The sequence below is a fragment of the Streptomyces sp. MnatMP-M17 genome (assembly GCF_900091995.1).
In the GTDB taxonomy this organism is placed as follows: Bacteria; Actinomycetota; Actinomycetes; order Streptomycetales; family Streptomycetaceae; genus Streptomyces.
On the sequence record NZ_FMDK01000061.1, the window covers coordinates 1 to 13,151 of the forward strand.

Below are 13,151 nucleotides of genomic sequence, written 5' to 3' on the forward strand. Positions count from 1 at the left end.
CGCGTCGCCGCCGTCCTCGCGGGCGACGCGCCCGCCGAGCCCGAGCCCACCGCGCCCAGCGCCGAACAGGAACGGCTGGCCGTCGAGGCGCTGCGCACCGGCGATCCGGTGCTCTCGCTGCGCGCCCAGGCCGAGACCAGGCAGGAGGAGGACGGCACACCGGAGCCCGTCGGCGTCGAACTGCTCATCGCCCTGCCCGACCAGCCCGGCGTCCTGCCCGCCGCGGCCGGAGTGCTGGCCCTGCACCGGCTCACCGTACGGGCCGCCGATCTGCGCGCCATCGAACTGCCCACGGAGCTGGGCGGGACCACCGGGCCCGGCGGCACCACGGAGGTGCTGCTGCTGAGCTGGCGCGTCGCCGCCGAGTACGGCTCGCTCCCGCAGGCCGCCCGGCTCCGCGCCGATCTCGTACGGGCCCTGGACGGCTCGCTGGACATTCCCGCCAGACTCGCCGAGCGCGAGGCGGCCTATCCGCGCCGCCGCGGTGTGCAGGCGCCGCCGCCACGGGTGACGGTCGCGCCGACCGCCTCGCAGCTCGCGACGGTCATCGAGGTCCGCGCCCAGGACGCGCCGGGACTGCTGCACCGGATCGGGCACGCCCTGGAGGAGGCGGCGGTACGGGTGCGCAGCGCCCATGTCTCGACGCTGGGCGCGAACGCGGTGGACACGGTCTATGTCACGCGCGCGGACGGCTCGCCGCTGCCGGAGGCGGACGCGGTGGCCCTGGCGAAGGGCCTGGAGGCGGCCCTGAGCTGACGCCCGGGACAACGGGCGCCGGGCTTGTGGTGTCGCCGGTGTCGCCCGGGGACGACGGACGCCGGGGCACCGGCCGTACGGTGGAGCGTGCCACCCGTACGGCCGTGCCCGCCGCGGGGCAGACCTCACGGCACGCGGCCGGATACCCTGGGGGACGGTCTGTCCTTCACCGCGCGGGGACGGCCCCCTCATCCGCTCCCGACCTGAGGATCCGCGACCACCGTGTTCGACACTCTCTCCGACCGCCTCTCAGCGACGTTCAAGAACCTCCGCGGCAAGGGACGGCTGTCCGAGGCGGACATCGACGCCACCGCGCGCGAGATCCGTATCGCGCTCCTCGAAGCGGATGTCGCGCTGCCCGTCGTCCGCGCCTTCACCGCGAATCTCAAGGAGCGGGCCCGCGGCGCCGAGGTCTCCCGGGCGCTCAACCCGAGCCAGCAGATCCTCAAGATCGTCAACGAGGAACTGGTCGGCATCCTCGGCGGTGAGACCCGGGTCCTGCGCTTCGCCAAGCAGCCGCCGACCGTGATCATGCTCGCGGGTCTCCAGGGCGCGGGCAAGACCACACTGGCCGGAAAGCTCGGCCTCTGGCTCAAGGGCCAGGGCCACACACCGCTGCTCGTCGCCTGTGACCTCCAGCGTCCCAACGCCGTCAACCAGCTCGCCGTCGTCGCCGACCGCGCGGGTGTCGCGGTGTACGCGCCGGAGCCGGGCAACGGCGTCGGCGATCCGGTCAAGGTCGCCAGGGACTCCATCGACTACGCGAAGACCAAGCAGTACGACGTCGTCGTCGTCGACACCGCGGGCCGCCTCGGTATCGACCAGGAGATGATGAAGCAGGCCGCGGACATCCGCGACGCCGTCAGCCCCGACGAGACGCTCTTCGTGGTCGACGCGATGATCGGACAGGACGCGGTCAACACCGCCGAGGCATTCCGCGACGGCGTCGGCTTCGACGGTGTCGTGCTCTCCAAGCTGGACGGCGACGCCCGGGGCGGCGCGGCCCTCTCCGTCGCGCATGTCACCGGCAAGCAGATCATGTTCGCGTCCAACGGCGAGAAGCTGGAGGACTTCGACGCCTTCCACCCGGACCGTATGGCGTCCCGCATCCTCGACATGGGTGATCTGCTCACCCTGATCGAGCAGGCGGAGAAGACGTTCAGCCAGGCCGAAGCCGAGAAGATGGCCTCCAAGCTGGCGAGCAGCAAGGGCGGCAAGGACTTCACCCTGGACGACTTCCTGGCGCAGATGGAACAGGTCAGGAAGATGGGCAGCATCAGCAAGCTGCTCGGGATGCTGCCCGGTATGGGACAGATCAAGGACCAGATCAACAACATCGACGAGCGCGATGTGGACCGTACCGCCGCGATCATCAAGTCGATGACGCCCGGCGAGCGCATCGATCCGGTCATCATCAACGGCTCGCGCCGGGCCCGTATCGCCCGGGGCTCCGGCGTCGAGGTCAGCGCGGTGAAGAACCTCGTGGAGCGGTTCTTCGAGGCCCGCAAGATGATGTCGAGGATGGCGCAGGGCGGCGGGATGCCCGGGATGCCGGGCATGCCCGGGATGGGCGGCGGGCCCGGCCGTGCGAAGAAGAAGCAGAAGCAGGCCAAGGGCAAGCAGCGCTCCGGCAACCCGATGAAGCGGAAGGCCGAGGAGCAGGCCGCGGCGGCGCGGCGCGAGGAGGCCGCGGCGCAGCCGGGCGGCGCGTTCGGGCTGCCGGCCGGAGATCAGGACAAGAACTTCGAACTGCCCGACGAGTTCAAGAAGTTCATGGGCTGACCGGGTCGGCTGGGCGGAGCGGCCGGGCTTCTCGGGGCTCACGAAGGGTTCACGAGCCGACGCGCGCTCCCGTCCGTACGGCACCGTTCGCCAGGGCCGTGGTATCCAGGCCCAGCGACTGTGCCGCCATGGCGCCGACGTCCGCCAGTGTCGGCGCGTCCGGGAGCAGTTCGGTCCCGGATGTGCCCGGCCGGTACATCAGCACAGGTACGTACTCACGCGTGTGATGGGCATGGCCGATCGTCGGGTCGTTGCCGTGGTCGCCGGTCACGATCAGCCGGTCGCCCGGCCGGTCCAGCAGCCCGATCAGCGCGGCCAGTCCGGCGTCGGTCCGCTCCAGGATCCGGCCGTAGCGCTCGGCGTCCTGCTGATGCCCCGCGAGATCGGTCTCCTGGACATTGGCGACGACCAGCCCGTCGCCCGGCGCGCGCACCGACTCCAGCGTGTACGCGAGGACATCCGCGGTGCCGACGGCCGGCCGTCGTACCGCCGTCCCGCAGACGAGGATGTCCGCCGCCTTGCCGACCAGCGTGACCGGGATGCCCGCGCGGGCCGCCAGTTCGGGCAGTTGCCGGGTGTGGTCGAGATCCGCGCCCAGATGCCGGACCTCCAGCCCGCCGTTGCGGTAGAAGCCGCTGGCCGGTGTGTCGAGACCGACCGTACCGCCGTCTCCGTCCCGTACGTACGCGCCGAGCGGACCGTCCGCGTGGCCGCCGACGGCGATCACGCGGGCGACGGGCGCCACCGTCCGTACGGTACGGGCGATGGCGAGGATCCGGTCGAAGGGCAGATCCGTCAGCCGGCCTGACGCGTTCCAGTTGATGCCGGGATCGGCCTCCAGATTGTCATGGACCAGTACGGAGCCGTCGACAAGCAGCAGCCCGTGCCCGGCCGGCCGCTCCACCCGATGTCCGGCGGCTTCGAGCGCCGAGGCGACCTCGTCCAGATGCTCGCCGAGCCGCGCCACCGTCACCCGGCTGAAGTCCGCGCCCATCATGGTCTGGTGCCCGGCGAAGGTGTCCGCGCCCGGATAGCCGAGCGCGGCCCGGCCGACGGCAACCGGGAGCGCCGTGTCCCGGGCCAGATCCCGGTGCGGACGGACGAGCCCGAGCCCGAGCGATCCGAGGGCGGGCAGCCGCAGCGGCCCGCCGAGCGCCGTCCGCCCGTGGTCGAGTACATTTTCCGGGTTTTTCCGGTAACGATCAGGCAGTAACCAGGATTTTGTATTTTGAGCCGCGCCCGGTATCCCGTAGATCTTCTGATGGGCGCCGGCCCGTCCCGTCGCGGCCGTCAGTACGAGGGTGCGCGTTCACCGTTCAGTACCTCGGACTGGAGCGTGGTGACGACGGACAGATCGAGCGAGTCCCGTACGGCACCGAGAGCCTTCGCGCCCTCGGTCCTGCCGATGATCGCCGCCCGGGAGTTGCGCAGGGCCAGCTCGCGGGAGACCTCGTCGCCCAGCGGCAGGACATCCACTCCGGGGCCGAGCCGGCCCTGTGCCTCGTCCAGGTTCCAGACGGTCGCGTCGGCCAGATCGTGCTCGAACAGCTCGCGGAGCTGCATGTACGAGGCCTCGACCCACTTGATGTCGGCGCGCCCGGCGAACGCCCGCTCGGCGAGCATGCGCTGATCCTCGGAGGCATGGTCGACGGCGACGCGCAGCCCTTGCGTCTCGGGCGTGGTGCCGTGCCGCAGCAGCAGTCCATGCGCGCCCACATAGGTGGCGGGACCGAGATCCGCGACGAGCTCGACCGGATGCTCCTCGATCAGCCGGTCGGCGGCGAAGCGCGAGAGCACCACGAGATCGACCTTGCCTTCGAGCAGCGCGGTGGTACGGGCACCGGCGCCGCGCATAAAGGTGATCGCGAAGGGCGCGCCCGCCTGCTCGAAGGCCGAGCGCAGCCCGGTGGCGAGCCCTTCGTAACGGCGGGAGTACGGCAGCGGCATCGCGGCCAGCAAGGTGCCGAGCCCGGAGAGCCGCCACAGTATCGAGCGGTCGGAGCGGACGAGGAAGGTGCCGAGATGGCCCCGGGCCGTGGTCTCGATGGCCTGGGCGCTCTCCAGAAGCTGGAGCGCGGCCTGGACGGTTCCGTTTCCGACGCCCAGCTCCACGGCGAAGTCGCGGACACGCGGCAGCCGGGTGTCCGGCTCGTGGTTCAGCAGCAGAACGGCGAGCTGCCGGGCCGCGAGGCCGTTACGGGTCAGAAAGCGTTCGTCGAAGCCGGTCACGGAAGAGACAGTAAACAGGATTCTGGATACTGACAAGAGCCGCGCACCGGCCCAATCAAGAGCCGCGCACCGGTTCATTGCCGGGCCGATTCCCGTACCGGAACGGTGCTACGCGTGCTCGGACCGGATCGCCGCAGCTCAGGGCGTACGGGCGATCAGATAGCGGAAGACATTCGGCATCCACACCGTGCCGTCGCGCCGCAGATGCGGCTGGAGCGCCTCGCTGATCTCCTTCTCCACCTGCTGCCGGTCCGTCGCCCGGATCGCCTCGTCGAACACTCCGGTCGACAGCAGCCCGCGCACCGCGCTCTCCGTGTCCGCGTAGCCGAACGGACAGGCCACCCGTCCCGAACCGTCCGGTTCCAGCCCGGCCCGCGCCGCCACATCCTCCAGATCGTCCCGGCGCACCGGACGCCGGGCGTCCTCGCGCAGCCGGTCCGCCGGCCGGCCCGCGACCCGCAACAGGGCGTACGTGGCACAGCGCTCCGGCGGTCCCCAGCCGGCCAGTACCACCGGCGCGCCATGCTCCACCAGCGGTATCGCCGAGTCGAGGGCGGGCGCCAGTCCCTTCGCGTCGCCCGCCACCGTTCCGATCGGCTGGAAGGCGGTGATCAGGTCGTACGGCGGCCGGCCGGTCTCCGAGGCGGCCTCGGCGGCTGCGGCGGCTTCGGCGATCCGGTCCGCGGGCAGGACCGTCCCGGTGCCGGTCGGCCGGTCCTCGCCGTCCCGCTCCCGGTCGGCGACGAGGAGCCGCTCATGCGCCAGCGCCAGCCGCTCCTGGTCGGCGTCTACTCCGGTCACCCGCGCGCCTCGCGCGGTGGCGAGCAGCAGCGCGAGCCCCGAGCCGCAGCCCAGGCCGAGCACCCGTGTCCCGGCGCGTACCTCCAGCCGCTCGTACACCGCCTCGTAGAGCGGCACCAGCATCCGCTCCTGGATCTCGGCCCAGTCGCGGGCGCGTGTGCTCACGACCGTGCGCGTGTCCGCGCGCCCTGGAGGAAGCCGGTGCCGGCCGAGCGTAGGTGCCATGGGCAGCGCCCCAATCCGTCGAGGTCCCCCTGAATGCCAGGGAACTCCCGATCCGCACGCACGTCCAGTGGGTGGTCGGCAAAGCGTGAGTGCACCGGGTGTGCGCCCGGCGCACATGGCTGGATCTCAGTGCCGTTCACCGCCCGCCGCGCGATGATGACCGGACCGTACGGATACGCCCGGGCGGCGCCGGGCACCGTCGGCGAGGCCGCGCCGGCCGAGCGCGGAGTGTCCCTACGATGCTTGTCACCGAGGGCGGGAGCGGGGACGGGGCGGTGCCCGAGGCGGACGGCACTCCCGGTACTGTCGCCGTCGTGGCCCGCGCCAACTGACGCCCACCGACCGAGGGCGCCCGCACGGCGCCGCCCGGCCCGGCGTTCCCGCCCGCCGCACACCCGCCCGGTGAGCTGGGAAGACGACCGGCAGACGTAGATCGTCTACGCGTCCCTGCGTACGCGGCGCTACGTACCACCTTGGGGCGAGCTGTGAGGCTTCTCCGCAGATCGACGCACCCGCCCTCGTCAGGACGCATCAATGGCAACTGACGGGTACGTGCAAATTATTTGGGATGCCCCGTAATGGAACCCGCGAGGGCCCAGGCTCGTTGTTCACGACGTGAGCACGACACCACCTGTTCTCGCCGCAGAGCTGGCGCAGGCGTGGGCCGACATTCAAAGGTCCCACCCCGAGCTGCCGGATCTTGCCGCGCCAGAGTCCCTGATCGGAGAGTCCTCGTCCGCCTGCGGCGCCGAGCTCTCCTTCGAACGACTGCTTCATGAAGCGGTCCATGGCATCGCCGCTGCCAGAGGTGTCCGCGACACCTCGCGCGCGGGCCGCTATCACAACCGCCGATTCCTGGCCATCGCCGAGGAGATGGGCCTCGACCATCCCGAGGAGCCGCATCCCAGCAGCGGTTTCTCGCTGGTCTCGCTCAGCCCCGAGGCCAAGCGCCGATATCGGCCCACCATCGAGCGCCTCCAGCGCGCGCTGAAGGCGCACACGGTCGCGACGGCCGCCGACACCAAGCGCAGCTTCCGCGGTCCGGCCGCCCGGCACGGCTCGTCCGGCGGCGGAGTCCGCGTGAAGGCGGTCTGCGACTGCGGGCGGAACGTACGGGTCGTTCCCTCGGTCCTCGCCCAGGCGCCGATCGTCTGCGGAGGTTGCGGGAAGCCCTTCCGTATCCCGGAAGCGGTGGGAGCCGCGAGCTGATCACCGGCGCCGGAGCGGGACCCGCGGCGGGGCCCGGTGCGGGGCCAGGTGCGCGACAGCGGGCCGCGGACGCCGGGGCATGTAGCGGTGTGTAAGTGTGGCAGAATGGCCAGCTGTACTCGACAGTCGCACAGGACCCCTCTCTCCTCCGGCTGACGCGTCCATCGGGCGGATCGGGTACCGCAACCCCACGCGGCATCCCGTTGTGCCCAACCACGTCAAGACCAGGAGACACCACTCCAGTGGCAGTCAAGATCAAGCTGAAGCGTCTGGGCAAGATCCGTTCGCCTCACTACCGCATCATCGTCGCCGACTCCCGCACCCGCCGTGACGGCCGGGCCATCGAGGAGATCGGTCTGTACCACCCGGTGCAGAACCCGTCGCGCATCGAGGTCGACTCGGATCGCGCGCGTTACTGGCTGTCCGTCGGCGCCCAGCCGACCGAGCCGGTTCTCGCGATCCTCAAGCTCACCGGTGACTGGCAGGCGCACAAGGGCCTCCCGGCCCCGGCGCCGCTGCTCCAGCCGGAGCCGAAGGCCGACAAGCGCGCCCTCTTCGAGGCCGCCGCCAAGGACGCCGGCGACGAGCCCAAGGGCGAGGCCATCACCCAGAAGGCCAAGAAGTCCGACAAGAAGGCCGACGAAGCCGAGTCCTCGGCCACCGCCGAGTCGACCGAGGCCTGAGCATGCTCGAGGAGGCTCTCGAGCACCTCGTGAAGGGCATCGTCGACAATCCGGACGACGTGCAGGTTGCCTCGCGCAACCTGCGCCGTGGCCGTGTGCTGGAGGTCCGGGTCCACCCGGACGACCTCGGCAAGGTGATCGGCCGCAACGGCCGCACCGCACGTGCTCTGCGGACCGTTGTGGGCGCCATCGGCGGCCGCGGCATCCGTGTCGACCTTGTCGATGTGGACCAGGTTCGCTGACAGAGCTGGAACACCGGCACGGGCCGGGGAGGGCCACCGCCTTCTCCGGCCTTCGCTGCTTCCATCGCCGTGTCATTTCATTGCCGTCATGCCGGAATAGAAGGTGCCTGTAGTGCAGTTGGTGGTCGGGCGGGTGGGCCGCGCCCATGGGATCAAGGGCGACGTCACCGTGGAGGTGCGTACGGACGAGCCGGAACTGCGGCTCGGGCCCGGCGCCGTACTCGCCACGGACCCGGCCTCGGCCGGACCGCTGACGATCGAGTCGGGCCGGGTGCACAGCGGCAGGCTGCTGCTGCGCTTCGAGGGCGTACGGGACCGTACGGGCGCCGAGGCGCTCCGTAACGTCCTGCTGATCGCCGAGGTCGATCCGGAGGAACTTCCCGAGGACCCGGACGAGTTCTACGACCATCAGCTCATGGATCTGGATGTCGTCCTGGCCGACGGCACGGAGATCGGCAGGATCACCGAGATCTCCCATCTGCCCTCGCAGGACCTGTTCATCGTGGAACGGCCCGACGGCAGCGAGGTGATGATCCCGTTCGTCGAGGAGATCGTCACGGAGATCGATCTGGAGGAGCAGCGGGCCGTCATCGATCCGCCGCCCGGCCTGATCGACGACCGGGCGGAAGTCGCCGGCGGACGGAGCGAGTCCGGCGGGCAGGATGAATCCGGCGGACAAGGTGAATCCGGCGGACAGGGTGAATCCGGCGGACAGGGTGAATCCGGCGGACAGGGTGAATCCGTTGGGGATGACCACTGATGCGACTCGATGTCGTCACGATCTTCCCGGAGTATCTGGAGCCGCTGAACGTCTCGCTGGTCGGCAAGGCCCGTGCGCGCGGCCGGCTCGATGTCCATGTGCACGATCTGCGGGAGTGGACGTACGACCGGCACAACACCGTCGATGACACTCCCTACGGCGGCGGACCTGGCATGGTCATGAAGACCGAGCCCTGGGGTGAGGCCCTGGACGACATTCTGGCGAGCGGCTACGAGACGGGCGCGCACGGACCGGTCCTGGTCGTCCCCACGCCCAGCGGGCGCCCTTTCACCCAGGAAGTGGCCGTCGAACTGTCCGAGCGGCCCTGGCTGCTCTTCGCGCCCGCGCGGTACGAGGGCATCGACCGCCGGGTCGTGGAGGAGTACGCGACCCGGATCCCGGTTGTCGAGGTGTCCATCGGCGACTATGTGCTGGCCGGCGGCGAGGCGGCCGTACTGGTCATCACCGAGGCCGTCGCCCGGCTGCTGCCCGGTGTCCTCGGCAACGCCGAGTCGCACCGCGACGACTCCTTCGCGCCCGGACAGATGGCCAATCTGCTGGAAGGGCCCGTCTACACCAAGCCGCCCGAGTGGCGCGGGCGCGGGATTCCCGACGTACTGCTGAGCGGCCACCACGGCAGGATCGCGCGCTGGCGCCGGGACGAGGCGTTCCGCCGTACGGCACTCAACCGGCCCGATCTGATCGAGCGCTGCGACGCGGCGGCCTTCGACAAGAAGGACCGCGAGACGCTCTCGATCCTGGGCTGGTCGCCGGAGCCGGGCGGCCGATTTTGGCGCAGGCCGGATGACATGGAAGAATAGGCCGCTGCCGTACGTCCGGTGTGCGCCCCTGCCACAGGGGGAACGACGCCCGCCCGACGCGAACGGCACTCCGAACTCTCCTCTCGACATCCGCTGATGACCTGTGGCATCAGCGAGGAAGCAGATCCACATGTCCAGCCTGCTCGACACAGTCGACGCCTCGTCGCTCCGCAGCGACCTCCCCGCCTTCCGTCCCGGTGACACGGTCAACGTGCACGTACGGGTCATCGAGGGCAACCGCTCCCGTATCCAGCAGTTCAAGGGCGTGGTCATCCGCCGCCAGGGCTCGGGCGTCCGCGAGACCTTCACGGTCCGCAAGGTCTCCTTCTCCGTCGGTGTCGAGCGCACCTTCCCGGTCCACAGCCCGATCTTCGAGAAGATCGAGCTCGTGAGCCGTGGTGACGTCCGTCGCGCCAAGCTCTACTACCTGCGTGAGCTGCGCGGCAAGGCCGCCAAGATCAAGGAGAAGCGCGACAACTGAGTCGCCGACCGGGCCGGCGTTCGTCACGTCGCACCCGGGTGCACAGGAGGGCCGGATAAGCTCTGGCCCCGATGGACACCGAAGCGGAGCACACGGAGCGCGACCGCTCTTCCGGATTCCCTGCGGGGACGAGCCCTACGGGGACGGAAGAGCGGTCGCGCTCCGCGCGTTCAGCCGGACATCTCTCCACGGCCCCGGCGCGACGGGTCCCGGGGTTTTCTCCCGGCAGGCTCTCCTTGGGCAGGCTCTCCCTGGGCAGAGCGGGACTGCTCGGTGTCGGATGCGCCGTCGCCGTACTGCTCTTCAGCGCTTTCGTGGCGCAGCCCTTCCGGATTCCCAGTGGCTCGATGGAGCCCACCCTCCAGGTGGGGGACCGGGTGCTGGTCAACAAGTTGGCGTACCGTTTCGATGCCGAGCCGGAGCGCGGCGATGTGGTCGTCTTCGACGGCACCGGATCCTTCGTCCAGCAGCCGCCGCGGGAGAATCCCGTCACCGGACTGCTGCACGGGGCCGCCGCGGCTCTGGGGCTCGCCGAGCCCGCCGAGACCGATTTCGTCAAGCGTGTGATCGGCGTCGGAGGCGACCGGGTGGTCTGCTGCGACAAAGGGGGCAGGGTCGAGGTGAACGGCCGGGCGGTGGACGAGCGGTATCTCCACTTCGGGGACGCGCCCTCCCGGGTTCCCTTCGACATCGTCGTACCGCAGGGCACTCTGTGGGTCATGGGCGACCACCGCAGCAATTCGCGCGACTCCCGGGACCATCTCGGCGAGCCGGGCGGCGGCATGGTGCCCGTCGGCAAGGTCATCGGCCGGGCGGACTGGATCGGCTGGCCGCCGGTGCGCTGGTCCGGGCTGGAGCCGACCGGCGCCTTCAGGGACGTACGGAGCCCGGACGGGGCCCATGGGTAAGCGCGGACGGCCCGCGGCCCATGGCGCCGACACCAGGCTCCCGACCGGCTCACGGCCCACCACGGGCCGGGCGCTGCCGGGCCGCGCCGAGCGGCGCAAACTCGCCCGAAGGGTCAAGCGGCGGCGCCGCAGGTCCGCAGTCGCCGAGATACCGATCCTGATCACCGTGGCGCTGCTGATCGCGCTCGTTCTCAAGACCTTCCTGGTGCAGGCCTTTGTGATCCCGTCGGGATCCATGGAACAGACGATCAGGATCAGTGACCGCGTGCTGGTGGACAAACTCACACCGTGGTTCGGCTCCAGGCCCGAGCGCGGCGATGTCGTGGTCTTCAAGGATCCCGGCGGCTGGCTCCAGGACGAGAAGCCGCCGCCGGACGATTCGCCGGTCGTCGTCAAGCAGATCAAACAGGCGCTGACCTTCATCGGACTGCTGCCGTCCGCCGACGAGCAGGATCTGATCAAGCGGGTCGTGGCGGTCGGCGGCGACACCGTCAAGTGCTGCGGCGAGGACGGGAAGGTCTCCGTCAACGGAGTGCCTCTGGACGAGCCGTATCTGCATCCGGGCAATGTGCCCTCGGAGCTGACCTTCGAGGTCAAGGTGCCGGCGGGGCGCATCTTTGTGATGGGCGACCACCGGTCCAACTCGGCCGACTCGCGCTTCCATCTCGACGAGGAGTTCCGCGGCACGGTCTCGGAGGACGAGGTCGTGGGCCGGGCCGTCGTCATCGCCTGGCCGTTCGACCACTGGCGCGGGCTGGAGGAGCGGGCGACGTACGCTTCGGTGCCGGACGCTTCGACTCCGGACGCTTCGACTCCGGATGCCTCGGTGCCGGATGCTTCGGCCTCGGACGCCTCCGTGCCGGATGCTTCGGCCTCTGACGCGCGAGCCGCGCCGACGACGGCCCGGGGCGCGTCGAATAGTGTGTCCTCCCAGGATCTCAACGGATTGATCCGGCTCCCGAGCCCTGCGGAACTCCCGCTCGTTATGGGAGTGGTGGGCCTGTCCCGTATCGGCGGCAGGCGATGGCACCGCGTAATCGCGCGGAGCACCCGCACGGAGTGAGGAGTGGATGTGGGGGATGTGGCGGTCGGCGCACGATCCGGACACGATGGTCCCGAGGAGGGACGCGAGCAGCTCGCCGAGTCGCCCGAGATTGTGACGGACGCGACGGAACAGCGGAACGACAGCCGGAACGACAGCCGGAACGACAGCCAGGACGTCCTGGACGGCGATGGATCCGGAGCCGAGGACGGTGAATCCACCGACCTGCGGAAGCAGCGTTCCTTCTGGAAGGAACTGCCTCTGCTGATCGGTATCGCGCTGCTGCTGGCGCTTCTGATCAAGACCTTCCTGGTGCAGGCGTTCTCGATTCCGTCGGACTCGATGCAGGACACCCTCCAGCGCGGTGACCGCGTCCTGGTGGACAAGCTCACTCCCTGGTTCGGCTCCGAGCCCGACCGCGGTGAGGTCGTGGTCTTCCACGATCCGGGCGGCTGGCTGGAGGGCACCCCCACGCCCGATCCGAACGTGGTGCAGAAGTTCCTGAGCTTTATCGGGCTGATGCCGTCCGCCGAGGAGAAGGACCTGATCAAGCGGGTCATCGCGGTCGGCGGCGACACGGTGGCGTGTGAGAAGGGCGGCAAGGTCAAGGTCAATGGGCACCCGCTGAACGAGGAGGGGTACATCTACCCCGGCAACACTCCTTGTGACGACGAGCCGTTCGGGCCGATCAAGGTTCCCGAGGGCCGGATCTGGGTGATGGGCGACCACCGGCAGAACTCGCTGGACTCGCGCTACCACCAGGAGCTGCCCGGCCGCGGCACGGTCTCCACGGACGAGGTGGTCGGCCGCGCCTTTGTCGTCGCCTGGCCGGTCAACCGCTGGTCGTTCCTGCCGGTGCCCGACACCTTCGACCAGTCCGGGCTCGGCACCCATGTGGCGGCGGCCGCGGCGGTGGCTCCCGGGGCGCTGGGTCTGGCCGGTGCGGTGCCTCTTGTGCTCTGGCGCAGGAGGAGGCTGACCGCCGGCGGTACCGCCGGGTAGGGTGCCGTCCCGGATCGCCGGTCTCCGAGGATCGTTCCCGGAGCGGTCATTCTCCGGAGTGGGGGAAGTGCTGGGATGAGCGGAACGGGACGTACGGAAGCAGGACGTACGGGGTCGCCTGGGCAGGCGGCGCCTACGGAAGCGGGACGTGGGACGGACGGCCACGGCCGCCTCGGCAGTGTGCTGTCGGGGCTGGCCGTGGCCGTCGGC

The 13,151-nt window shown here is 70.3% G+C and carries 12 protein-coding genes and 2 pseudogenes; 11 read left to right on the forward strand and 3 right to left on the reverse strand.

Annotated features, from left to right (window positions below; all coding sequences use genetic code 11):
- Both GA0115259_RS03285 and ffh read left to right on the forward strand, forming a co-directional pair.
- Window positions 1-756 (forward strand): ACT domain-containing protein (locus tag GA0115259_RS03285; protein ID WP_141716437.1); only part of this gene is annotated, 756 nt, incomplete at its 5' end.
- Window positions 757-978: 222 nt separating this feature from the next.
- On the forward strand, window positions 979-2,538 hold the full coding sequence (gene ffh / locus GA0115259_RS03290) for a signal recognition particle protein (protein WP_093590555.1): 1,560 nt from the start codon (window positions 979-981) through the stop codon (window positions 2,536-2,538).
- Between the two features lie 49 nt (window positions 2,539-2,587).
- Here the strand turns inward: ffh and GA0115259_RS03295 are convergent.
- The 3 genes and pseudogenes from GA0115259_RS03295 to GA0115259_RS03305 all read right to left on the reverse strand — a co-directional run.
- Window positions 2,588-3,718, reverse strand: a pseudogene (locus GA0115259_RS03295) (phosphopentomutase); the annotation flags it as partial.
- Window positions 3,719-3,828: 110 nt separating this feature from the next.
- Window positions 3,829-4,767 (reverse strand): GntR family transcriptional regulator YhfZ, encoded by a 939-nt coding sequence (gene yhfZ, locus GA0115259_RS03300; protein ID WP_093590561.1) that lies wholly within the window; start codon window positions 4,765-4,767, stop codon window positions 3,829-3,831.
- A 138-nt stretch (window positions 4,768-4,905) separates the two neighbouring features.
- Window positions 4,906-5,793 (reverse strand): methyltransferase domain-containing protein, encoded by an 888-nt coding sequence (locus GA0115259_RS03305; protein ID WP_093590564.1) that lies wholly within the window; start codon window positions 5,791-5,793, stop codon window positions 4,906-4,908.
- 615 nt (window positions 5,794-6,408) lie between these two features.
- Between GA0115259_RS03305 and GA0115259_RS03310 the strand changes: the two genes are divergently transcribed.
- The 9 genes and pseudogenes from GA0115259_RS03310 to lepB (GA0115259_RS03350) all read left to right on the forward strand — a co-directional run bounded on the left by GA0115259_RS03310 (window position 6,409) and on the right by lepB (GA0115259_RS03350) (window position 12,941).
- Window positions 6,409-7,002 carry a hypothetical protein gene (locus tag GA0115259_RS03310; RefSeq protein WP_093590567.1) on the forward strand — a complete coding sequence of 198 codons (594 nt, stop codon included), beginning with the start codon at window positions 6,409-6,411 and terminating at the stop codon, window positions 7,000-7,002.
- 242 nt (window positions 7,003-7,244) lie between these two features.
- On the forward strand, window positions 7,245-7,685 hold the full coding sequence (rpsP, locus tag GA0115259_RS03315) for a 30S ribosomal protein S16 (protein ID WP_093590570.1): 441 nt from the start codon (window positions 7,245-7,247) through the stop codon (window positions 7,683-7,685).
- Window positions 7,686-7,687: 2 nt separating this feature from the next.
- On the forward strand, window positions 7,688-7,927 hold the full coding sequence (locus tag GA0115259_RS03320) for an RNA-binding protein (RefSeq protein WP_005311361.1): 240 nt from the start codon (window positions 7,688-7,690) through the stop codon (window positions 7,925-7,927).
- Window positions 7,928-8,039: 112 nt separating this feature from the next.
- Window positions 8,040-8,687: a ribosome maturation factor RimM gene (gene rimM / locus GA0115259_RS03325; protein WP_093590573.1), complete on the forward strand. Its 648-nt coding sequence runs from the start codon at window positions 8,040-8,042 to the stop codon at window positions 8,685-8,687.
- Window positions 8,687-9,508: a tRNA (guanosine(37)-N1)-methyltransferase TrmD gene (gene trmD, locus GA0115259_RS03330; RefSeq protein WP_093590576.1), complete on the forward strand. Its 822-nt coding sequence runs from the start codon at window positions 8,687-8,689 to the stop codon at window positions 9,506-9,508. The genes rimM and trmD overlap by 1 nt, the downstream gene beginning before the upstream one ends.
- 130 nt (window positions 9,509-9,638) lie before the next feature.
- Window positions 9,639-9,989: a 50S ribosomal protein L19 gene (gene rplS / locus GA0115259_RS03335; RefSeq protein WP_066950731.1), complete on the forward strand. Its 351-nt coding sequence runs from the start codon at window positions 9,639-9,641 to the stop codon at window positions 9,987-9,989.
- Window positions 9,990-10,060: 71 nt separating this feature from the next.
- Window positions 10,061-10,897: a signal peptidase I gene (lepB, locus tag GA0115259_RS03340; protein ID WP_093590579.1), complete on the forward strand. Its 837-nt coding sequence runs from the start codon at window positions 10,061-10,063 to the stop codon at window positions 10,895-10,897.
- Window positions 10,890-12,070: pseudogene (gene lepB / locus GA0115259_RS03345) on the forward strand (signal peptidase I); the annotation flags it as partial. The gene lepB (GA0115259_RS03340) and the pseudogene lepB (GA0115259_RS03345), both read left to right, overlap by 8 nt.
- Window positions 11,970-12,941 carry a signal peptidase I gene (lepB, locus tag GA0115259_RS03350; RefSeq protein WP_141716438.1) on the forward strand — a complete coding sequence of 324 codons (972 nt, stop codon included), beginning with the start codon at window positions 11,970-11,972 and terminating at the stop codon, window positions 12,939-12,941. The pseudogene lepB (GA0115259_RS03345) and the gene lepB (GA0115259_RS03350), both read left to right, overlap by 101 nt.
- The last annotated feature ends 210 nt before the right edge of the window (window positions 12,942-13,151 follow it).

Excerpts from the sequence above, each read along its gene's own strand:
- lepB (WP_093590579.1), top strand. The coding sequence starts at position 10,061 with ATGGACACCGAAGCGGAGCACACGGAGCGCGACCGCTCTTCCGGATTC.
- GA0115259_RS03305 (WP_093590564.1), bottom strand. The coding sequence starts at position 5,793 with ATGGCACCTACGCTCGGCCGGCACCGGCTTCCTCCAGGGCGCGCGGAC.
- rplS (WP_066950731.1), top strand. The coding sequence starts at position 9,639 with ATGTCCAGCCTGCTCGACACAGTCGACGCCTCGTCGCTCCGCAGCGAC.
- trmD (WP_093590576.1), top strand. The coding sequence starts at position 8,687 with ATGCGACTCGATGTCGTCACGATCTTCCCGGAGTATCTGGAGCCGCTG.
- GA0115259_RS03320 (WP_005311361.1), top strand. The coding sequence starts at position 7,688 with ATGCTCGAGGAGGCTCTCGAGCACCTCGTGAAGGGCATCGTCGACAAT.